The sequence below is a fragment of the Kineococcus haloalkalitolerans genome (genome assembly GCF_050871905.1).
Lineage (GTDB): Bacteria > Actinomycetota > Actinomycetes > Actinomycetales > Kineococcaceae > Kineococcus.
The window spans coordinates 12509-34353 of record NZ_JBJLSH010000025.1; the positions used below are offsets into that span (position 1 = coordinate 12509).

Below are 21845 nucleotides of genomic sequence, written 5' to 3' on the forward strand. Positions count from 1 at the left end.
GCCCCCGGTCACCTCAGTCGTCGACCGGCGCGCGCCCGGCCTCCCGCACCTCGTTCCGCGAGCGCCACCAGGCGCCCGGGCCGGCCGCCGTCCCGCGGACCTGCGCGGCCAGCACGTCCCGCGGGGCGTCGTCGTCGCTCCAGGCGGTGGCCGCGGCCCGGCGCGCCAGGTCGCGCGGCAGCCCCCACGCCAGGCGGCCCAGCCCGCGCACGTCGCCGTGCCGGGCGGCGACCTGCAGGTGGTAGGCGACGTGCCCGGCCGAGTAGGCGCGCAGCTGCGCCAGCAGGCCGGCGCGGTCGGCGCGGTGCTCGTGCAGGACCACCGCGGTCGGCTGGTGCACGACGCGGTGCCCGGCGCGCAGCACCCGGTGGAACAGCTCGGTGTCCTCCCCCACCCCCGCCGGGCGGCCGGCGCCCAGCACCTCGTCGAAGGGGCCCACGCCGGCCAGCACGTCGCGGCGCACCGCGGCGTTGGCGGTGGCGCCGATCCGCCAGGTCGGCGCCGGCCCGCGGTGGCCCTCCAGCCACCGGCGGTCGTAGACGTGCCGGTGCGGGCCGCGGTCCAGGCCGCCGTAGTCCTCGAACAGCTGCGGGTCCAGCGCCCGCAGGTCCGCGGGCAGGACGGCACCGGTCACCAGCCCCACCGACGGGTCGGCGAAGGGCGCCAGCAGCTCCTCCAGCCAGCCGGGCGTGACGGCGACGTCGTCGTCGACGAGGACGACGACGTCGCCGGACAGGTGCGCCAGCCCGGCGTTGCGGGCCGCGGACAGGCCCGGCCACGGCTCGTGGACGATGAGGACGCGGGGGTCGCCGCCGGCCGCGGTGCGGGTGGCGGCCGGGTCGGGCGAGTTGTCGACGAGGACGACGCGCAGCGGCCGCGACGGCTCCTCGAGGAGCGCCGCGAGCGCCCGGCGCAGCTGCCGGGGGCGCTCGCGGGTGGCCAGCAGCACGTCGACCCGCGCGCCCGGGTCCAGCCGGGACGGCTCGCGGCGCACCGCGGCCGCCAGGGCGGCGGTCAGCGGGGCCGGGCCGCCCGCGACGGCCGCGGCGTGCAGCTCCTGCCAGGAGGTGCCGGGCGCCAGCAGCGCGGGGCCGAGGTGGTCGACGACCTCGCGGGCCAGCCGCGCCGCGGACACGTCGCTGCCGCCCGCGCGCACGGTGAGCACGGTCTGCGGCAGCCCGTCGCGCAGCAGCCGCACCCGCAGCCGCCGGGCGCCCGCGACCGGGGGCACGACCACGGCGTCCGGGGCGGTCCCCGCCGGGACGAGCACCCGGCGCAGCACGTCGACGTCGAGGACCGGGTCGGCGCGGCGCGGCGGGCGGGCGCTCGCGGGCCGGTGGACCAGCGGCCCGGCGGTCGGCTCGCCGGGGTGCGCGGCGGCCCGCTCGGCGGCCTCGCGCTGCGCGCGCCGGTAGTAGCGCCCGGCCACGGCGTCCAGGGCCCCGCGCGAGTCGGCGCGCACCAGCTGCGGCGGGTACAGCTGCGGCCACACGAGGCTGCGCAGGTGGGCGCGGCCGTGGTACTTGGCGAACCAGGCGGTGGAGGACAGCGCCATGTCCCGCGCCTGGACGCGGCCGTAGTTGCCACCGGCCCCCGCGAAGATCGAGAAGGCGCCGGTGCCGTTGCCGCGCAGCTGCCGCCGCAGCTGCTCCAGCGAGGCGCGGTGCCGGTGCAGGACCACCACGGCCGGGTCGTACACGCACAGCCCGCCCGCGGCCAGCACCCGGAAGTACATCTCCAGGTCGCCGCCGCCGCCGGTCGCGGTGCCCACGTCCAGGGCCGGGTCGAACCCGCCGAGGGCCAGGACCTCCTCGCGGCGCACGGCGGTGCTGGCGCCGGTGCCGAGGTCGCCGGTGCCGGGGTGGGCGCGGGCGGCGACCTGCCCGTCCCCGACGGCGACGGAGAACCAGCGCTCGCGGTAGCCGCGGCCGAAGCCGCCGACGGCCTCGAAGAGCACCTGCGCCGGGGTGGCGAACTCCGCCGGGGCGACCAGGCCCGTCACGACGAGGGCGGCCGGCTCCTCGGCGAACGCCCGGACGGTGGCGCGCGCCCAGCGCGGGTGCACGAGCACGTCGTCGTCGGCGAAGGCCACCAGGGGGGTGCGGGCCTCCAGCAGCGCCCGGTTGCGCGCCACGTCCAGCCCGGCGCGCGGTTCGCGCACGCAGCGGGCGCCGAACTCCTCGGCGACGGCGCGCGTGCGCCCGTCGCGGGAGGCGTTGTCGACGACGAGGACCTCCGCGACCGGGTCGGCCAGGCGCGCGACCGCCTCCAGGCAGCGGCGCAGGTCCTCGGGGCGGTCGCGGGTGCACACCGCGACCGTCAGCGCGCGGGTGTCGGCGTCCTCGGCGGCCCGCAGGCGCGGGCACTCCCGGGCCGGGGCGGCCGGGTCCAGCCCCTCGCGGGCGGCGCGGCGCACCCCGCCGGGCACGCGCAGCGCGTCCAGCAGCAGGTGGTCCAGGACGGCGTGCTCCAGCTCACGGGCCGCGCGCGCGGGCAGGCCGGGCAGCACGACGTCCGGGTCGCCGGGGACGGTCAGGTCGCCGACGGGCACGCCGTGGAACCAGACCAGGGCGTGCACGCCCTCCGGCGGGTGCTCCGGCGGGGTCAGCGCCGGGCGCAGCACCGCGGTGCGCGCGTCCAGGTCGACGTCGGCGACGGCCAGCGCGCGGTAGCGGCGGCGGGCGCCGGGCGGCCGGTAGCGGTCGAGCCCCTCGGGCCGGCGCACGGCCGCCACCGCCTGCTGCACGCCCACCCGGGCGGCCCTGCGGGCCGCCGACGTCCACGCGCCCACGCGCGCCTCCTCCCCGCGCGCGACGGAGCGCCGCGCGCTGACACCCTGCCAGGGCCGGTCGACCGCGCGTAGCGGGACGTCACCGCTGGTCGGGACTCGCCGGGTCGCGCGGGTAAGGTCCGCCGCGACCACCGACCGTCACGCGAGCCCCAGGGGCCGCGCACGCCGCTCCCGTCGCAGCTGCGGCGGGCCACCGACGCCGTACCCACCTGGAGACGCCCTTGCCCGCCACCGCACGCCTCGGCTGGGTCGACACGGCGCGCGGAGCCGCCCTGCTCCTCGTCGTCGTCTACCACGCCTTCCTGTTCGCGGACGCGGGTGAGCTCACCTCCGGGCTCGCCGCCAGCGCGTGGGGACAGCTGGTCGGGGCGGCGGGCGCGGTGCGGATGCCCCTGTTCTTCTTCCTGTCCGGGCTGCTGGCCGCCCGCGCCGTCCACCGGCCCTGGCCGGTCCTGGTGCGCGGGCGGGTCGGCACCCACCTGTGGCTGTACCTGCTGTGGGCGAGCGTGGCCTACGCCGTCTTCTCCGTCGTCCCGTACCAGCGCGAGAGCCCCCCGGACGGTGTCCGGCGCTGGCTGGAGAGCACGGTGTGGCTGCCGCACAACGCCGCCTGGTACCTGCTGGCGCTCGCCCTCTTCGTCGTCGCGGCCCGGCTGCTGCGCAGGGTGCCGACCGCGGTGCTGCTGCCGGGCGCCGTCGTCGTCGCCGTCGGGACCGCCGCGGGCGCGCACACCGGAGCGCTGGAGGTGCGCAGCTTCGTGTGGTTCAACGTGGCGAGCCTGTTCGTGTTCTTCGCCGCCGGGACGCGGGCCGAGCGGTGGGCGCCGGTCCTCGTGCAGCGGTGCAGCGGCACGGTCGCCGCGGGCGGGCTGCTCCTGACCGTCGGCGCGGTCGCGCTGCTGGCGGCCCGCGCCCAGCTGCTGACGGTCCCCGGCGTCGCGCTGCTGCTGGGCGCGGCCGGGGTCGTCGCCGGCCTGGCCGTCGCGGGGCGGCTGGCGCCCACCGCTCCCGGGCGGGCGCTCGCGCGGCTGGGCCGGGACACCCTGGGCGTCTACGTGCTGCACGAGGTGGTCCTCGGCTGCCTCGTGGCGGTCCTGGCCGTCACCGGGGCGGCGGACCTCGTCGCGGCGGGTGGTGGCGCTGGTGTCCTGGTCTCGTGGCTGGCGGTCCCCGCCCTGGTGGTGACCGCGCTGGCGCTGGCGGTGCTCCTCACCCGCCCCCTGCGGCGCGTGCCGGGGGCGCTCGGCGCACCGTGGCGGACCGCCGGGACGGGGACGGCAGCGCGGACCACCTGCGTGCCCGCGCAACCGGGCGCACCGGGCGAGCGCGCCGACGCCGGCCGCTGAACCGCTCGCGGCACAGGCTGGACGGACGCCACCGGTCGCGCGGTCCCGCGCGCCCGGTCCGCTGCCGGCGGGACCGGCTCAGGGGAAGACGACGCGGTACTTCACGCTGCCGACCAGGCGGCCCAGGAGGTACCCGCCGTGCCGCAGCACCTGCAGCCGCTCGACGTCGCCGCGGTAGCTGTAGCGCACCATCCGCAGGAAGCCCTTCCAGCGGCGCAGCAGGTCCCGCGGGTCGAACCTCAGGCCGTGGGCCCGGAAGTCGCGGTACAGCATCGGGGACTGCCGACCCCAGATGTACATCTGGCGCACCGACGTCCTCAGGTCCGGGCGCATCCGGTAGTGCACGACGGCCTCGGGCACGTCGACGAGCGTGTGGCCGGCCAGTTGCAGGCGCCAGTAGAACTCCGTCTCGGTCCCGCCGCGGACGTAGTCCTCGTCGAAACCGCCCAGCTCCTCCCACACCGACTTGCGGTACCCGGCGTTCGCCCCGACCGGGCGCGGCAGGAAGCCGAGCTGCCGGGTGATCCCCGTCTGCCCCCCGGGGGTTCCCCACCGGGCGGCGTACTCGGTGTTCAGCTTCTCCCGCTCCAGCCGGCCACCGACCCCGTCGGCGGTCTCCAGCGCGCGGGCCAGGTGCTCCAGCCAGTCATCGGCGACCTCGTCGTCGGAGTCGCACAGCAGCACGGACTCCGCGCGCGCCGCGGCCGTGCCGATGTTGCGGGCCACGTTGGAACCGGTCCGGGCGCTCGCGTCGACCCACCGCAGCCACGGGTGCTCGCGGGCGTACTCCTCCACGAGCTCGCGGGTGCCGTCGGTGCTCCCGTTGTCCGCGACGATCACCTCGAAGCGGCGGCTGGTCCGCTGGCGCGCGAGGGCGTCGAGCTGCACGGGCAGCGTGCGGGCGCCGTTGCGGGTGGGGATGACCACGGACACGTCCGGGGCGGCTTCCACGTTCTCGAGGGGGTTCACGGCCGTAGCTTGGGGAAACGCCTCACCGACTGTCAACCGAGCTGTACCCGCCGTGCTCGCGCGAGCCCACAGGGGGGTCCTCAGACAGCGGCGGGCTTCTTGCGGACGGACCGCACGAGGGTGGTGATCTCGCGGCGGGCCGACGGCCACACGAGGACGAGCAGCACCGCCACGAGCGCGCCCGGTAGACCGCCCGCGAGCAGCTGCACGAAGGGGGCGCTGCCGGAGACCAGCCACCAGGAACCCGCCGCGGTCAGGCCCGCGCCCGCCGCCACGACCCCCGGGCGCCAGGCCACGCCGAGCACGTCGCGCAGGGAGACGGGCGTGCCGCGCCCGGCGCGCGCGATGCCCAGCGGCGTGAGGACCAGCTGCGAGAGCGCGTACGCCATCGCCACACCGGTGATGCCCCAGGGCAGGCCTGCCACGAACGACAGGATCAGCACGGGCCGGCTCACCAGCGCCCAGCGGGCCATCGCCCAGGAGCGGCCCGACGTCGCGTACAGCCAGCCGTTCGTGAACCCGACCACCTGCAGCAACCCCGCGACCGACAGCCACCGGAACACGTCCGCCGACTGCGACCAGTCGGGTCCCAGCAGCACGAGCACCACCGGGTCGGCCAGCACGGCCAGCAGCACCACCACCGGCGCCACCACGAAGCACAACCCGGACAGCGCGGACAGGTAGTAGCGCCGGTAGCGCTCCGGTTCGGGCCACAGGGCCGCCATGGTGGGCCGGACGACGTTCGCGACCGGACCGTGGATCTGCGCGAGCGGCGCCATGAGCAGGCCGTAGCCGCGCGTGTAGAGGCCGAGGGCCTCGCCGCCCAGGAAGCGGCCGATGAGCAGGTTGTCGGCGTTGCGCGAGGCGTAGTCCAGCACGCGGAAGGTGGAGATGCCGCCGCCGAAGGACACGAACGAGCGGACGCCGGAGCGCCGCCGCGGCAGGCCGGGGCGCCAGTCCACCGCGCTCCACAGCACCACGACGTTGAGCACCACGCCCGCGAGCTGGCCGTACACCAGCGACCAGTACCCGGCGCCCATCAGCGCCGCCACGATCGAGACCGCGATCTCGGTCACCCCACCGGCGAAGTTGCGCAGCGCGAGGGTGCGGAACTGCAGGCGCCGCAGCAGGACAGCCTGGTGCTGCACCGTCAGCGCCCCCAGCAGGAACGTGGTGGACAGGACGATCGTGACGGCGACGAGCTCCTGCCGCCCGTAGAACATCGCCAGCAGCGGGGCGCTGGCCGCCACGAGCAGCATGAGCACCGCTCCGAGGGCGATGTTCAGCCAGAACAGGGTGCTCGCCTGGGCGTGCGTGACCTTCGCGCGCTGCACCACGGCCTCGGACAGCCCCAGGCTGCCGACCGTGCTGACGAACCCGGTGATCACCCACGCCATCGCCATGAGGCCGTAGTCGTCGGGCGTCAGCAGCCGCGCCAGCACGACGATGCTGACCATGCGCACTGCCTGCAGGCCCCACTGGCCGCCCAGCGTCCAGGCCACGCCGCGCGCGCTGTGCGCCCCGACGGCCTCGACCTTGCGACGTTGGAGGGCCAGGTCTCCCCGCTCCTCGCGGGCGGTCCTCCGCACTCCGCTGGACACGATCGCGTCGACCTCCGCCCGTCCCGCGCCGATCCCACGACCGGTCCCGGGCGAGATCAGCCGTCCTCGCTACCGACCGTGCCGAACCATAGCAGCGGGTGCCGGAGGTCCCGGGTCACGCGGACGGAGGCGCAGCACCGCTCCCGGCGGCGCGGCGGGCCGCGAGCACGGCCTCGTACAGGTCCCGCCGCGACGCGCCCGCCGCGTCCGCCACCTCGGCGCAGGCGTCCTTCAGCCGCGCGCCGCGTGCCGTCAGCTCCTCCGCGTCCGCGACGAGCTCCGCGACCCCGCGGACCCGCGGGCCCGCGCTCCCGGCGACGACGAGGCACACCTCCCCGCGCACCTCGCGCCCGGCCGCCCACGCAGCCAGGTCGGCCAGCGGACCGCGCACGACCTCCTCGTAGGTCTTCGTCAGCTCCCGGCACACGGCCGCCGGCCGGTCGCCGCCCAGGGCCTCGGCCAGCGCCGCCAGGGTGGCGGCCGTGCGGTGCGGGGACTCGAAGAGCACCACCGTGCGCCGCTCGTCCGCCAGGGCGGCGAAGGCGCGGGCCCGCTCCCCCGGCTTGCGGGGCGCGAAGCCCTCGAAGGTGAAGCGGTCGCTGGGCAGGCCCGAGACGGCGAGCGCCGCGAGGACCGCCGAGGGTCCCGGCACGGCCGTCACGCGCAGGTCCCGCTCCACGCAGGCCACCACCACGCGGTAGCCGGGGTCGGACACCGACGGCATCCCCGCGTCGGTCACGAGGAGCACGGTGCTCCCGGCCGCGACCGCGTCCGCCAGGTCGCCGGCTCGGGAGCGCTCGTTGTGCTCGTGGTAGCTGACGACCCGCCCGGCCGGTGCCACGCCGAGCGCGGAGCACAACCGGTGCAGGCGGCGGGTGTCCTCGGCGGCGACGACGTCGGCCGTCGCGAGCAGCTCGCGCAGGCGCGGGGAGGCGTCGCCGACGTTCCCGATGGGGGTGCCCGCGAGGACCAGGCGCCCGCCGGCGTCCCCGGCGGCAGGTGCCGCGTCGGTGGTCCCGGGTTCCTCGGTCGTGTCCACCCCGCGATGCTCCCCCACCGCGCGCGCCCGCCGTCGACCGCACCCGCCCACCTACGATGACCCCGTGATCGTGAGCACCGGGGACGCTGCGTGACCGCCTCGCCGACGTCCCCGGGCACGTCCCCGGGCGCCGCCGTCCGCCGCGGCGACGAGCGGGCCCTGCGGGCCCGCCTGCTGGGCGGGCCCTCCGAGATCGACGGCGAGGGCTGGCGCCGGGCGTGGCTGCCGCTGCTGCTGGTCACCGCGGTCGGCGGGCTGCTGCGGTTCTGGCAGCTGGGGCGGCCGCACCAGCTCGTCTTCGACGAGACGTACTACGTCAAGCAGGGCTGGTCGCTGCTGCAGCACGGCGTCGAGCTGCGCAACGACCCCGACCTCGCCGAGCCGGACGCGCTCTTCACGGCCGGCACGCCCGACGTGTTCGACACCGTCGGCGACTTCGTCGTCCACCCGCCGGTCGGCAAGTGGATGATCGCGTTCGGGCAGTGGGTCTTCGGGGTCGACAGCTCCTTCGGCTGGCGCTTCTCCGCGGCCCTCGTGGGCACCCTGTCGATCCTCGTGCTGGGCCGCGTCGCGCGGCGGCTGTTCCGCTCCACCCTGCTCGGCGTCACCGCGGCCGTCCTCGTCTCGGTGGACGGCCTGCACTTCGTGCAGAGCCGCACCAGCCTGCTCGACGTCTTCCTCATGTGGTGGGTGCTCGTCGCCTTCGCCTGCCTGCTGGCCGACCGCGACCGGGCGCGCGCCCGGCTCGCGCGGGCCGTCGCCGAGCACGGCGCCGACGGTCTGGGTCCGCGGCTGGGGGTGCGCTGGTGGCGGCTGGCCGCGGGCGTCAGCCTCGGCCTGGCCTGCGGGGTGAAGTGGTCGGGGATCTACGTGCTGGCCGTCTTCGGCCTGATGACGGTGCTGTGGGACGCCGGCGCGCGCCGCGCCGTCGGGGTCCGGCGCTGGCTCCTGGCCGCCGCCTGGCGGGACGGTGTGCCCGCGTTCGCCTCCACCGTCCCCGTCGCCGTCGTCGTCTACGTGGCGACCTGGTCGGGGTGGTTCGCCACCTCCGCCGGGTACCTGCGGCAGTGGGGCGAGCAGAACCCCGCGACCGGCGCGGCGGCGCTCGTGCCGGACGCGCTGCGCAGCCTGTGGCACTACCACGCCGAGGCGTACCGGTTCCACATCGGGCTCTCCAGCCCGCACCCGTACTCGGCGAACCCGTGGTCGTGGCTCGTGCAGGGCCGGCCCACCTCGTTCTTCTACGAGACGGTCCAGCAGGGCAGCCAGGGGTGCGACGCGTCCACGTGCTCCTCGGCGATCACCTCGCTCGGGACCCCCGTGCTGTGGTGGGCGGCCCTGGTGGCGCTGGCCGTCGTCGTCGCCCGCTGGGCGTTCGCCCGCGACTGGCGCGCCGGGGCCGTGCTGGCGGGTGTGGCGGCGACCTACCTGCCGTGGTTCCAGTACCAGCAGCGGACGATCTTCACCTTCTACGCCGTCGTCCTCGTGCCGTTCCTCGTCCTCGCGCTGACGTACGTCCTGGGGCTGGTGCTAGGGCCGGACCCCTCCCGCGCCGCGCTGCGCGCCGGGGTGCGGGCCGAGGCCGCTCTGCGCCGGCGCCGGTGGGGGGCGCTCGTCGCCGGGGCCGTCCTCGTCGCGTGCGTGGCCTGCTTCGCGTACTTCCACCCCGTGTACACGGCCGAGGTCATCCCCCACACCTCCTGGCAGCGGCGGATGTGGCTGCCCAGCTGGGTGTGACGCGTCACCCGCTGTGCCAGCATCATCGCGTGCAGGTCACCTTCCTCGTGCTCGCCCACCGGCAGCCGGAGCAGCTCGCCGCGCTCGCGGACCTGCTCGTGCACCACGGGGACCGCGTGGTCGTCCACGTCGACGCGAAGGTCGACGCGGTCCCGTTCCACGCCGCGACGCGGGCGCTGGGCCCGGCCGTGCGCTTCACCTCCCGCCGCCACGAGGTCCGCTGGGGCGGCTTCGGGGTGGTCGCGGCCACCACCACCGCGCTGAGCGAGGCGGTCAGCGACGCCCCCGGCGACTACTACGCGCTGCTCAGCGGCGCGGACCTCCCCATCAAGCCGCTGCCCGCCCTGCACGCCGAACTGGCCAGCGGGGCCGTGTACATGAACAGCTGGCCGATGCCCGCCGAGGAGCGCGGCAAGCCGATGTCGCGGCTGGAGCGCTGGCACTACGCGCCGCGCGACCGGGACAGCCGCGCCGCCAGCCGCCTCAACCGGCACGTGCTCGCCCGGCTGCCGCGCCGCGACGTCGCCCGCGGCCTCGGCGGCGCGCGCCCGTACGGCGGCTCGCAGTGGTGGCTGCTGCCGCACGGCTGCGCCGAGGACGTCCTCGGCTTCGTCGACCGCTCCCCGCGGTTCGTGCGGTTCTTCCGCCACGCCACGGTGCCGGACGAGATGTTCTTCCAGACGGTGCTGCACGCGCTGCCGGGCGAGCGCGAGGTGCGCCCGCACCTGACCCACACCGACTGGTCCCGCTCGCCGGGACGGCTGAGCCCGGCCGTCCTCACGGTGGACGACCTGCCCGCCCTGGCGGCGAGCCCCAAGTTCTTCGCCCGCAAGTTCGACCCGGACGTCGACGTCGAGGTGTGCGAGCGCGTGCGCCGCGAGCTCGTCGGAGCCCCCGCTCGACCCCGCGGCTGATCCCCGCCGCACCCCCTCCCGCGGCCACCGGCAGCCCGTCTCACGCGCGGTGACGGACTCGGGTCGCCTGAACGGGCCAGCGGCCACGCAGGGCGACCGTCACCGCCGCCGCCGACCGGGTGAGGAGCGCGGCACCGTCCGCCGCGATCACCGCCACGCCGTGTCGACCAGCCGCCGGTGAAACCTCGCGGGCGGGTGACAACCCCGCCCCGGACTGCAGCCGGGTCCCGGGCGGACCCGATGGGTGAGCTCCGACACCGCAGCCCACCTGGAGATCCCCGTGCTCCCCTCCCGCCTCGCCACCGCCCTCACCGCCGCCGCCTGCTCGCTCGGCCTGGTGGCCCTGTCGGCCACCGCGCTGGCGGGACCCGCCGCAGCCACCTCCACGCCGACTGCCACGCCCACCACCACCGCACCCCTCAGCAGCGCGCAGCGCACGACGGTCAGCGGTCACGGCATGCCCGCCGGTGGGGTGTTCACCGCCGGCACCGCCTGGAAGCTCGACGTCCGGAACGCGCCCCTGCACGCCAACTCGGCCGCGATGGTCGCCAACGTCGCGCGGCAGACCGCCGCCCAGTACGACGGGGTCGCCGCGTTCAACGCCTACCAGTACAGCACCAGCTTCTACACCGTCCCCGCCGACCAGCCGAAGGTCGACGTCCAGTGGAACAACTGCCAGGGCAAGACCTACACGCCCGCCGGCCTCCTCGGCCCGGGCGGCCAGTTCACCCAGGTCCCCATCCCCTCCCGCGCCGTGCCGGCCAAGGGCACCGACAGCCAGCTCACCGTCTACTCGCCCGACACCGACCAGCTGTGGGAGTTCTGGGTCACCAAGAAGGTCGACGGCGTGTGGTCGGCGTGCTGGGGCGGGCGCATCGACGGCGTCTCGCACAGCGACGGGTTCTTCCACGACGGCTTCGGCGCCAGCGCCAGCGGCCTGGCCCTGGCCGGCGGGACGATCGGCATCAAGGACGTCCAGTCCGGTGTCATCGACCACGCCCTCGCCCTGCACCTGCCCATGCCCGGCAAGGCCTCGGAGTGGAGCTACCCCGCCCAGCGCAGCGACGGCTTCGACACCGCCGCGGACCGCGTGCCCGAGGGCACCCGCCTGCGCCTGGACCCCTCGGTCGACGTCGACGCGCTGCCGATGCACCCCGTCGCCAAGATGGTGGCCCGGGCCGCGCAGAGGTACGGGTTCGTCGTCACGGACAAGGCCGGCTGCACCGCCGTGGTGGCCGAGAGCCCGGAGGCCTCGATCAACGCCACGGGCGTCGACCCGTGGAAGGCGCTGCTGGGCAGCACGCCCAGCTACTCGGTCATGAAGGGCTTCCCGTGGGAGAAGCTGCAGGCGCTGCCCAAGGACTGGGCCAAGCCGGCCCCGGTGTCCTCCGGGGACCCGGGCACCGGCCCGCTGGACACCACCGGCTACGACGTGCGCTACGCCTCCGACACGGCGTACCGCACGGTCAAGAACGGGTGGGGCCCGGTCGAGAAGGACCGCAGCAACGGTGAGTCGGCCGCGGGTGACGGCAAGGTCCTCAAGATCGCGGGCACCACGTACGCGAAGGGCCTCGGCGTCCACGCCTCCAGCGAGGTCCTGGTCCCCGTCGGTGACGCCACCGTCTTCACCACGCAGGTCGGCGTCGACGCCGAGGTCGGCACCAAGGGCTCGGTGGTGTTCCAGGTGTGGCGCGGCGGCACCAAGCTGGCCGACAGCGGCCTCCTGAAGGGGGGCCAGGCCGCCCGGACCCTGACGGCCGACGTGCGGGGGGCGGGCGAGATCCGCCTCGTGGTGACCAACGGCGACGGCAGCACGACGGGTGACCACGCCGACTGGGCCGACGCCAAGCTGCTGACCCCGAAGGTCACGGCGCCGGCCACGCCGGCGCCCACGCCCACCGCCACGCCCACCGCCACGCCCACCGCCACGCCCACCGCCACGCCCACCGCCACGCCCACCGCCACGCCCACCGCCACGCCCACCGCCACGCCCACCGCCACGCCCACCGCCACGCCCACGTACGTGTCGGACACCGCCTACCGCGTCGTGAAGAACGGCTGGGGTCCGGTGGAGAAGGACCGCAGCAACGGCGAGCTGGCCGCCGGCGACGGGCGGACGCTGACCATCGCGGGGGTCAAGTACGCCAAGGGTCTGGGCGTGCACGCGGCCAGCGAGGTCGTCGTGCCGGTCGGCGCGGCGCGCACGTTCACCGCCCAGGTCGGTGTGGACGCCGAGGTCGGCACGCAGGGCTCGGTCGTCTTCCAGGTCTGGCGGGGCACGACCAAGCTCGCGGACAGCGGCCTGCTGCGGGGCGGGCAGGCCGCCAAGACCCTCACGGTCGACGTCGCCGGCGCCGGTGAGGTCCGCCTCGTGGTGACCAACGGCGACGGCAGCTCCGCCGGGGACCACGCCGACTGGGCCGACGCCAAGCTGCTCCCCTGAGCTCCCACCCGTCCCGAGCACCCCGGTGCGGTGACATTCCGTCACCGCACCGGGGTGCTCGCGCATCTGGTGGCGACGGGACGTGATGGGTCTGTGGCTGTTCGTCGCCGAGCGGCGACCGGGACGGCCCGGCGCGGGTACTGTCTGCCCCGATCCGACTACAGGAGCCCTCGCCGAACCAGATGGAGCAGAGCCTCGTGGCCCAGGACGCCAACACCCCCGTGAGTCCCCTCACGGCCCTCGCGCGGCGCTGGAAGCTCGCCGCGGCCCTCGTCGTCGGCGGCGCGCTGGCCGGTGCGGGCCTCGCCCTCGCCACCCCCGCCACCTACACCGGCGAGGCGCGCGTCGCCGTCGGCAGCCAGAGCCTGGACGCCCGCATCGTCGCCGGCTACTCCGTCGCCGCCAACCAGCTGGCCTCCGACATCGCCCGCTACGTCAACGACCGGCAGGCGCAGGGCGACCTCGCGCCCGTCCTCGGCGAGCGCGCCGACGAGGTGGAGCGGGTCTCCGCATCCCCCATCGCCGGCTCCAGCGTCATCGTCGTGGAGGTCGACGCGACGGGCGCCGACACCGCCACCCAGGCCGCCCAGGCCGTCGCCCAGCAGCTGGTCGACCAGGTCAACTCCGCCAACACCGGTGCGCCCGACGCCCTGCTCCAGCAGTACCGCGACCTGACGGCCGAGGTCGAGCGGGCCCGCCAGGCCGCCGCGCAGGCCGAGGGCGCGCTCGCCGAGGCCCAGGCGACCGGCGCCGCACCCGCGCAGGTCGAGGCCGCGCGCCTGGCCGCCCAGGAGAGCGCCGCCGCCCTCGACGTGCTCGAGGTGCAGCAGCAGGCGCTGAGCTCCCGCTACCGCAACGCGGTCAGCAACACCCCGTCGGCCTCCGGGCTCAGCGTCGTGCGGGAGGCGCAGGTGTCCCGCGACGACCGCAGCAGCACCCTGCAGCGCAACGTGCTGGCCGGCGCCGGCCTGGGCGGGCTGCTCGCCCTCCTGCTGGCGACGTGGGCGGACCGGCGCCGCGCCCGCCGGAGCGCCGACGCCGCCGGCGAGGCGCCCGGGGGCGCGACGATCGACGTCGACCGGGACCGGCGGCACGCAGACGACGTGTCTCCCACCTCCGCGCGGTGAGCGTCGAGGCGACCCGCCCCGCCGGGGACCGGGGAGCGGTCGGCGCCGCGACGGCGGACGGGGAGCGCCACGCTCCCGCCTACGTGTGGTGCTTCCTCGCGACCATCGTCTTCAACATCTTCTCCGGCCACTGGGACCGCCTCGGCGTCCCCCTCGGCCTGGACCGCATCGCCTTCGCCGGCGGCGTCGTCCTGCTGCTGCTGGACCCGTGGGCGTGGCAGCAGCGGCGCCTGCTGCTGCGCCCGGTCCACCTCGCCGTCGCCGGCCTGGTCGCCGTCGCCACCCTGTCCGCCGCCTCGGTGGGCACCCTGACCAGCAGCTACGGGCTGTTCGCGCTCCTGGACCGGATCGTCGTGCCGTTCGTGGTGTTCTGCGTGGCGCCCGTGGTGTTCTCCACGGCCGCCCGCCGGGCGCTGCTGCTCAAGACGCTCGTCCTGCTGGGGCTCTACCTCGGCGTCACGGCCGTGCTGGAGACGCTGCGCCTGTGGTCGCTGGTCTTCCCGTCCTACATCGGCGACTCGAGCGTCGGCATCCAGTTCGGCCGCGCGCGCGGGCCGTTCGCGGCCTCGGAGGCGATGGGGATGGCGTGCGCGGCGTGCTTCTTCGCCGCCGGGCTGGCCGTCGTCCGGTTCCGCGGGGCGTGGCGGGCGCTGTCCGCGCTCGTCGTCGCCCTCGCCGGCGGCGGTGTCCTCATGTCGCTGACCCGCTCGGTGTGGGTCGGCCTCGTCCTGGGCGTGCTGGTGGTCATGGTCGTGGACCGGCGGCTGCGGCGCTTCATCCCCGGCGCGCTGCTGGCCGGCGCCGTCCTCGTCGTCGTCCTGTTCGCCACCGTCCCGGGGCTGCGGTCGGCGGTGGACGAGCGCGCGGGCACGACCCGCTCCGTGCTCGACCGGTACAACACCAACGCCGCGGCGCTGCGGATCGTCGAGCATGAACCGCTGACGGGTGTCGGGTGGATGAAGTTCCTCGACGAGTCCCCGCAGTGGGTCCGCCAGGCCGACGACTACCCGATCACCAACGTGGCGATCGAGGTCCACAACGTCGTGCTGTCCCGGGCCGCCGAGCTCGGGCTCCCCGGCGCCGCGCTGTTCGTCGCGTGCGTCCTCCTCGGCCCGTGGCGCGCCGCGGTGCAGCGGCGCTTCGACGACCCGGAACTGCTGGAGTGGCGACACGTCTCGACGGGCATGACCGCGGTCTGGTCGGTCACCCTCATGCTCAGCCCGGTCCCGTACCCGCTGCCCAACACGCTCACGTGGCTGCTGGCCGGGATCGCCCTGACCCCCTACCTGTCGGAAGGAGCCGGCCATGAGCGTCGACGCGGGAGCACGGCCGGGCGACGGGGCCCGGCCGGCGCCTGAGGAGCCTCCGGGACCGGCGGCCGGCTCCGCGCTGACGGCCCGCCGCGCCCAGCGCCTGGCCGCGGCGGCGGCCTACCTGGGCATCAGCCGCCACCTGCCCTGGTCGCCGCGGCCCGGCGGCCGGCTGGCTCGTCGGGCCCGCGCGCTCAGCGCGCGCTGGATGCTCGACGAGTGCGGTGAGGACGTCAACGTCGAGCACGGCGCCTGGTTCGGTTCCGGCAAGGGCGTGCGGGTCGGCGACCGCTCCGACATCGGCATGGACGCGCTGGTGATCGGCCCCGTGCACATCGGCCGCGACGTGATGATGGGCCCGCGCTGCGTCCTCCTGGCCTCGGCCCACGAGACCAGCCGCGTCGACGTGCCGATGAACACCCAGGGGTTCCGCGAGGACCGGCCCATCGTCGTCGAGGACGACGTGTGGATCGGCGCGGGGTGCATCGTGCTGCCGGGACGCCGCATCGGCACCGGCAGCATCGTCGGCGCCGGTTCCGTCGTGGTCTCCGACGTGCCGCCGTGGACGGTCGTGGCCGGCAACCCCGCGCGGGTCGTCAAGCGCCGCCGACCCGGCGACCAGGTGCCGGAGGCCGTGGCCGCCGCCGTCCCGCCGCCCGTCCTGGACCGCGTCGAGGTCGAGGCGGCGGTCGAGGAGGCCGCCGGGGTCGCGGAAGCGGCCGCCCGGGCCCGGCGGGGCGTCGGCGGCTACGGCTTCCCGTAGTCCGTCGGCAGGACCTGCAGCTCGCCCCACGGGAACCCGGCCATCACCTCGTAGTGGGGCGTGCCGTCCAGGAGCTCGTCCCAGGGGTTCACCTCCCCGTCGGTGACCTGCCCGGTCTCCGCGCTGACCGCGACCGACCCGGCCTTGTCGACGACGAGGAACCCGTAGCGCTGCGCCGCCTCGGCGACCATCCGCGCCACCGGGTGCAGGTCGAGGGCGTCGAGGTCCAGGTCGGGGTCCAGCCGCAGCCGCTGACCCTCCGGCAGGGCGTGCTCGTCGGTGCTGAAGCCGTCGCTGCGCTGTGCGGGCCAGCTGAACTCGTCCCACTCCTTCGGCTCGACGACCTGCAGGGCCAAGGTGTGCTCGATCCGGCCGGCGCGCACGTCGTCCAGCCGCACCATCCCGCCGGAGATCGCCAGACCGCTGGCGCTGGAACCGAACCCGCCGGAGAAGAAGCCCGGGTTGGTCGACACGTCGTCGATGCGCCCGCCCCAGCACGCCCGCCACTCGCCGTCGACCCGCTCGGCGCGCCAGAACTCCCACAGCTGGTCGGTCTCCGGCGACCAGACCGTGAGCTGCCCGTCCGCGCCGCGCGCGGGCACGGCGTCGTCGGGGACCGGCACGTTCGCGAACTGCCCGTCGGGGCCGCGCAGGCCGTCGGGCGTGTACCCCTTGCCCTGGCAGTCGTCGAAGGCGACGTCCACGCGCGGCTGGTCGGCGTCGACGGTGTAGAACGCCGTCGAGTAGTTGCTGACGTTGAACGCGGCGACCCCGCCGTAGTGGGCCTCCACCTGCCCCACGAGGTGCTCGACCATCGCGGCCGAGTCCTCGTGCAGGGGCGCGTCGCGCACGTCCTGGCGCCAGACGCTGCCGTCGCCGAAGGGGTACTCCCCGGCCACGGGCGGCAGCTCCTCCGGCCCCTCGTCCCCCGGCCGCTGCAGGAGGAGGACGGCCGCCACGGCGAGGGCCGCGAGGGCGGCGAGCGCCACGACGAGCCACCGCCGGCGCGGCGCGCGGGCGGGGTCCCGGGCAGGACCCGGGGTGCGGTCGCCTGCTGCCGTCACGGTGGCGGACTCCTCCGGTCGTGGACTGCGGGCGGGTCTCACGATACGTGCGCCCGCACCACCTCAAGTCCGGTCGGGATCGGCCGATGGCATGAGGGTCGTCACACCACGTGGGCCGCTGCGCACGGACGCCGACGCTGGGCGACCGCCGGGCCGCGGGGCCTGCTCCGGACGGGGTACCGCGGCCCCCCTCCCGCTCACCGGCAGCGACCGCTCACGCGCTGCGCCGTCCGGGGGTCGCCCCACTGCCCCGCGCACCCGGCCGCCGGGCACACCGCGTGCCCGGTGCGGGCCGGCGCCTGCGCCGCCCGGGTGGACCCGCCGCCGGACCGGGCACCCGGTGCGCGAGCGCGGCTAGCGGCGTCCCGATCACTCCAGGGAGACGAACAGCACCGACCCTGGAGACTCCCGTGCGCACCCGCCGCCCCCTCGCCGCCCTCGCCACCACGCTCACCGCCGTGACGTTCGCGACGCTCGCCGCTCCCTCGGCGGCCGTGGCTGACGCGCCGGCCGTGGCGCGCGGCGAGCGAGCCGTGGCCGCCACGCGGATGCAGACGACCGTCGACCCGACCCGCCCGCGCGGCGGCGTCTTCGGCGCCACCAGCGTCTGGAGGACCGACGTGCGCAAGGCCCCGGTGCACCCGAGGTCCCAGGTCATGGTCGCCGACCTCACGAAGCAGGTGACGTCCCTCTACAACGGTGTCGCGGCGTTCAACGTCAGCAACTACAGCACCAGCTTCTACACCGTGGGCGCTGCGCAGCCGCGCACGGACGTGGCGTTCGACGACTGCCAGCGGAAGGGCTACCTGCCTGCGGGCCTGTACGGCCCGGGCGGGCAGTTCACGGCCGTCCCGATCCCCGCCGACGCCGTCCCGGCCCGCGGCAGCGACGGGCAGCTGACGGTGTACTCGCCCTCGACGGACCAGCTGTGGGAGTTCTGGCGCGCCAAGAAGGTCGACGGGCGCTGGCAGGCGTGCTGGGGCGGGCGCATCGACCGGGTCTCCACCAGCCCCGGGTTCTTCTCCGGCAGCTTCGGCTCCTCGGCCACCGGCCTGTCCTTCAGCGCCGGGGCGATCAGCATCAAGGACGTGCAGGCGGGGTCCATCGACCACGCCCTGTCCCTGCAGATCGTCTACCCCGCGACGTGGAAGACGTTCAGCTGGCCGGCGCAGCGCAGCGACGGGTTCTCCAAGGACCCCGACGCGATCCCCGAGGGGCTGCGGTTCCGCCTCGACCCCTCCGTGGACGTGGAGGCTCTCAAGGGTCTGACCCCGATCGGGAGGATGGTCGCCCGCGCGGCGCAGAAGCACGGCTTCATCGTCACCGACAAGGCCGGCGCGGTGGCCCTGACCGCGGAGAGCGGGACGGCCGTCAAGGCCGCCACCGGCGTCGACCCGTGGCCGGAGCTCATGCGGGGCAAGCCGCACTACGAGGTCATGCGGAACTTCCCGTGGGACAAGCTGCAGGCCCTGCCGGTGGACTACGGCAAGCCCGCGCGGTGAGGCCGGGCGCCGCCCCGGCGCTCAGCCGGGGCGGCGCTCGGAGTGGGCGGAGGCGGCGCGGCCGGCGCGGTGCGCCGACCAGTAACCCCAGTCGAAGCACGACCCCGCCAGCGCGACGAAGCGCTGCGCGCGGGCGTCGGCCCCCCGGGGGACCGCCGCGCCGTAGCGCAGCCCCGCCTTGGCGGTGCGGGCGAGCAGCCGCCACGGCGGCAGCGGCTCGCGCACGTCCAGCCCGCGGTCGGACCAGTCCACCCGCAGCGCGTGGTGGCTGCGGCCGTAGCGGTAGTTCTGCTCCAGCAGGTCGCGCCAGCGGGTGCGCGGCACCCACTCCATGAGGACCTCCTCGACCACGGCCATCCGGTGGCCGGTGGCCCGCTGCACGCGCCAGCACAGGTCCGCGTCACCGCCGCTGCGCACCGTCGAGAAACCGCCCACCGCCGTGAAGTCCTCCCGGCGCACGGCGAGGTTGCACGTCGGCAGGTACGGCAGGAAGAACGGCGCGCGCACGTACTTGTCGAGGGAGGCGAACTGCTGGACCTCGCTGGCGCGCTCGGCGAGGGAACTGCCGCCGCGCACCAGGGTGTCCGAGCCGACGAGGCCGGTGCCGGGGTCGGCGAAGGCCGCCACCGTGCGCTCCACCCAGCGCGGGCGAGGGCGGCTGCGCGCGTCGAGGAACAGCACGACGTCGGCGTCCGTGGCGGCGACGCCCAGGTTGCGCGCCGCGTACGGGCCCGCGCCCCGGCTGGTCACCACCCGCACCGGGGCGGGCAGCCGCAGCGACGGCTGCGGGTCGTCGTCGACGACGACGACCTCGTCGAGCGGGAGCGTCTGCGCGCGCAGCGCCTCCAGCGCCCCGTCGAGCAGGGCGGCGTGCCCGCGCACGGGGACGACCGCGGCCGTGCGCAGCCGCTCGCCGCCCGGAGGGCCGCTCACCGCTCCTCCTCGCGGGTCACGGGCACCACGCGCGGCTGGGGGGTGGTGCCGCGGCGCGACTGCACCCCGGCCTCCCAGCGGGCCGTCACGTCGAGCAGTCGCGTGCGCCCGAAGCGGCGCGTGCGGGAGACGAACGGGTCGCCCGGTTCCGGCGCGGCCCAGTCGCGCGCGGCGCGGTGCAGCGGGTACGGGGCGAGCGGCCGCACGTGCTCCAGCGCTCGGATCTCGGCGACCATCCGGCGGTGGTAGGCGCGCAGGCCCGCGCGGCGGCGGTGGCTGCCGCTGACGACGAGCTGCGGGTCGGCGACGAACCAGCCGCCGTCGGCGACGGCCCGCCACGACCACTCCTGGTCCTCCGTGGCCACGAGCGTCTCGTCGAACGGGTGGGCCCGCCACACCTCGGCCCGCCACGCGCTCGCGGTGTTGGTGAAGCCCCAGTACCGGTACCGGGTCAGGTACTCGTGGTCGGCGCGCAGGGGTTCCGCCAGGGGCCGGTGGTCCCCGTCGGTCTCCGCGCCGCAGGCGGCCACCGCGCCCTCGTCGAGGTGGCGCACGGCCCGCTCGAGCCAGTCGGTCCGCGGCAGCACGGTGTGGCTGGACAGGGCCGCGTGCCGCGGTGCCGTCGCCGCGGCCGCCCCCACGTTCAGGGCCCGCCCGTAGGAGAACTCCTCGTGCGGCATCTCCACGACCACGTCCGCGCGCTCGCGCGCCACGTCCAGCGTGCCGTCGGTGGACCCCGAGTCGACGACCACGACCTCCACCGGCACGGTCTGCGCGCGGACGCTGTCGAGCGTCGCCGGCAGGGTGGCGGCGGAGTTCCAGGTCCGGACGATCACACTGGCGACCGGCTGCTGCACGCGGTGTCGGCTCCTCTCACGGCCTGCGGGCCGTCGGCTCGTGACCTCGGAGGTCGCCGCATGCTAGCGCGGCGGACAGTGCCCCTGGCGTCGCCCTTGGTGACCACGAGAGGGCTGGTTAGGGTGCAGGCGTGAGCGCCCCGGACGTCGTGCCCGACCACCTGCGGCGCCCCACCGGTCGCTCCACCGGGAGCCGCCCGGCCGTCGCCTACCTCGTCAGCCGCTACCCCACGCTGTCCCACGCGTTCATCGAGAACGAGGTGGAGGCGCTGCGCGCCGCGGGCGTCGAGGTCCACACGTTCTCCGTGCGCCCCGCCCCCGCCGACCAGCAGCGCTCGGCGCGCAGCCGCCGCGAGGCCGCCACCACGACCACCGTCCTGGACCGGGCGCGGGCCGGGGCGTGGGCCACGGCCTCGGGGCGGGCGCTGCGCCGGCCGGGGGCGCTGGCCGCAGCCGCGGCGCTGGCCGCCCGCTCGGGGCCGGGCACCGCCCGGTCGAAGGTCTGGCAGGCGTTCTACCTGGCCGAGGCCGTCGCCGTCCTGGACGAGATGCGTCGCCGGGACCTGCGCCACCTGCACGTGCACTTCGCCAACAACGGCGCCGACATCGCCCGGCTGGTCGTGGCGATGGGCCGCGCCCAGGACGGCCCGGACGCCGGGTGGCGCTGGACGCTGTCGATGCACGGGCCCACCGAGTTCGAGCAGGTCGACGCCTTCGACCTGCCGGCCAAGGTGCGCTCGGCGGACGCGGTGGCCTGCATCAGCGACTTCTGCCGCTCGCAGCTCATGCGCCACGTCGAACCGGAGCACTGGGGCAAGCTCGGGCTGGTGCGGATGGCCGTGGACGCCGACCGGTTCGCCGACGCCTCCGCCGAGCGCGCCGGGCGCCCGGCCGGGCCGCTGCGGGTGCTGTTCGTGGGACGCCTCGTGCCCGAGAAGGGCCCGGCGCTCCTGCTGGACGCCGTCGCCCGGCTGCGCCGCGCGGAGCCCGGCCTCGACCTGCGGGTGCGGGTCGTCGGCAGCGGCCCGCTGGCGGGCGACCTGGCGCAGCAGGTGGCCCGCGAGGGGCTCGGCGACGTCGTCGACCTCGTCGGCCCGCTCGGCAACGAGGAGCTGCCCGCCCAGTACGCGTGGGCGGACGTCTTCTGCCTGCCCAGCTTCGCCGAGGGGGTGCCCGTGGTCCTCATGGAGGCCATGGCCACGGCGCTGCCGGTGGTCACCACCCGCATCGCGGGCGTGCCCGAGCTCGTGCGCGACGGCGTGGACGGCCGGCTCGTGACGGCCGGCCGCGTCGACGCCCTCGTCGACGCGCTGCGCGAGGTGGCGCTGGCCGGACCGGAGGAGCGCCGCGAGCGCGGTGCGGCCGGTCGCCGGCACGTCGTGGAGGAGTTCTCCCCCGACCTCAACACGCGGCGGCTGCGCGAGGTCGTCGGCGTCTGAGGGCAGAGCA

16 protein-coding genes are annotated in these 21845 nt (G+C 76.3%); 9 read left to right on the top strand and 7 right to left on the bottom strand.

What is annotated here, in order from left to right; all coding sequences use genetic code 11:
- Positions 1-13: 13 nt before the first annotated feature.
- Complete coding sequence (locus tag ACRYMY_RS11335; protein ID WP_432547362.1) at positions 14-2791, bottom strand: glycosyltransferase; 2778 nt, start codon at positions 2789-2791, stop codon at positions 14-16.
- 221 nt (positions 2792-3012) lie between these two features.
- On the opposite strand from ACRYMY_RS11335, the gene ACRYMY_RS11340 reads away from it, so the two are divergent.
- Positions 3013-4137, top strand: a complete 1125-nt coding sequence (locus ACRYMY_RS11340) for an acyltransferase family protein (RefSeq protein WP_432547363.1) — start codon at positions 3013-3015, stop codon at positions 4135-4137.
- Positions 4138-4215: 78 nt separating this feature from the next.
- On the opposite strand, the gene ACRYMY_RS11345 is transcribed toward ACRYMY_RS11340, so the two are convergent.
- From ACRYMY_RS11345 to rsmI, 3 genes are all read right to left on the bottom strand, one after another.
- Entirely contained in the window at positions 4216-5106 is an 891-nt protein-coding gene (locus ACRYMY_RS11345) for a glycosyltransferase (RefSeq protein ID WP_432547364.1), read from the bottom strand.
- 80 nt (positions 5107-5186) lie between these two features.
- On the bottom strand, positions 5187-6707 hold the full coding sequence (locus ACRYMY_RS11350) for a lipopolysaccharide biosynthesis protein (RefSeq protein ID WP_432547365.1): 1521 nt from the start codon (positions 6705-6707) through the stop codon (positions 5187-5189).
- Between the two features lie 115 nt (positions 6708-6822).
- Positions 6823-7746 carry a 16S rRNA (cytidine(1402)-2'-O)-methyltransferase gene (gene rsmI / locus ACRYMY_RS11355; RefSeq protein WP_432547366.1) on the bottom strand — a complete coding sequence of 308 codons (924 nt, stop codon included), beginning with the start codon at positions 7744-7746 and terminating at the stop codon, positions 6823-6825.
- 90 nt (positions 7747-7836) lie between these two features.
- On the opposite strand from rsmI, the gene ACRYMY_RS11360 reads away from it, so the two are divergent.
- The 6 genes from ACRYMY_RS11360 (at position 7837) to ACRYMY_RS11385 (ending at position 16040) form a co-directional block, all read left to right on the top strand.
- Positions 7837-9483, top strand: coding sequence for a dolichyl-phosphate-mannose--protein mannosyltransferase (locus ACRYMY_RS11360; protein WP_432547367.1), 1647 nt, complete (start codon positions 7837-7839; stop codon positions 9481-9483).
- Between the two features lie 29 nt (positions 9484-9512).
- Positions 9513-10397, top strand: coding sequence for a beta-1,6-N-acetylglucosaminyltransferase (locus ACRYMY_RS11365; RefSeq protein WP_432547368.1), 885 nt, complete (start codon positions 9513-9515; stop codon positions 10395-10397).
- 244 nt (positions 10398-10641) lie between these two features.
- A complete protein-coding gene (locus tag ACRYMY_RS11370; RefSeq protein ID WP_432547369.1) occupies positions 10642-12840 on the top strand; it encodes an NPCBM/NEW2 domain-containing protein in 2199 nt (732 codons plus the stop codon).
- A gap of 197 nt (positions 12841-13037) precedes the next feature.
- Positions 13038-13967, top strand: a complete 930-nt coding sequence (locus ACRYMY_RS11375) for a hypothetical protein (RefSeq protein WP_432547370.1) — start codon at positions 13038-13040, stop codon at positions 13965-13967.
- On the top strand, positions 13964-15325 hold the full coding sequence (locus ACRYMY_RS11380; protein WP_432547371.1) for an O-antigen ligase family protein: 1362 nt from the start codon (positions 13964-13966) through the stop codon (positions 15323-15325). Before ACRYMY_RS11375 ends, ACRYMY_RS11380 begins: the two co-directional genes overlap by 4 nt.
- The gene (locus ACRYMY_RS11385) at positions 15273-16040 is read left to right on the top strand and encodes an acyltransferase (protein WP_432547372.1); all 768 of its coding nucleotides are present in this window, start codon (positions 15273-15275) and stop codon (positions 16038-16040) included. The genes ACRYMY_RS11380 and ACRYMY_RS11385 overlap by 53 nt, the downstream gene beginning before the upstream one ends.
- On the opposite strand, the gene ACRYMY_RS11390 is transcribed toward ACRYMY_RS11385, so the two are convergent.
- Complete coding sequence (locus ACRYMY_RS11390) at positions 16025-17104, bottom strand: DUF4124 domain-containing protein (protein WP_432547373.1); 1080 nt, start codon at positions 17102-17104, stop codon at positions 16025-16027. The genes ACRYMY_RS11385 and ACRYMY_RS11390 overlap by 16 nt on opposite strands.
- Before the next feature lie 410 nt (positions 17105-17514).
- Between ACRYMY_RS11390 and ACRYMY_RS11395 the strand changes: the two genes are divergently transcribed.
- The gene (locus ACRYMY_RS11395; RefSeq protein ID WP_432547374.1) at positions 17515-18606 is read left to right on the top strand and encodes a DUF4124 domain-containing protein; all 1092 of its coding nucleotides are present in this window, start codon (positions 17515-17517) and stop codon (positions 18604-18606) included.
- A 21-nt stretch (positions 18607-18627) separates the two neighbouring features.
- Here the strand turns inward: ACRYMY_RS11395 and ACRYMY_RS11400 are convergent, their stop codons facing one another.
- Both ACRYMY_RS11400 and ACRYMY_RS11405 read right to left on the bottom strand, forming a co-directional pair.
- A complete protein-coding gene (locus ACRYMY_RS11400) occupies positions 18628-19539 on the bottom strand; it encodes a glycosyltransferase family 2 protein (RefSeq protein WP_432547375.1) in 912 nt (303 codons plus the stop codon).
- Positions 19536-20375, bottom strand: coding sequence for a glycosyltransferase (locus ACRYMY_RS11405; protein ID WP_432547376.1), 840 nt, complete (start codon positions 20373-20375; stop codon positions 19536-19538). The genes ACRYMY_RS11400 and ACRYMY_RS11405 overlap by 4 nt, the downstream gene beginning before the upstream one ends.
- Before the next feature lie 152 nt (positions 20376-20527).
- Here ACRYMY_RS11405 and ACRYMY_RS11410 point away from each other — a divergent pair, with 152 nt between their 5' ends.
- Positions 20528-21835, top strand: a complete 1308-nt coding sequence (locus ACRYMY_RS11410; RefSeq protein ID WP_432547377.1) for a glycosyltransferase — start codon at positions 20528-20530, stop codon at positions 21833-21835.
- Positions 21836-21845: the final 10 nt, after the last annotated feature.

Coding starts and splice junctions, on each gene's coding strand:
- ACRYMY_RS11385 (WP_432547372.1), top strand. CDS start 15,273: ATGAGCGTCGACGCGGGAGCACGGCCGGGCGACGGGGCCCGGCCGGCG.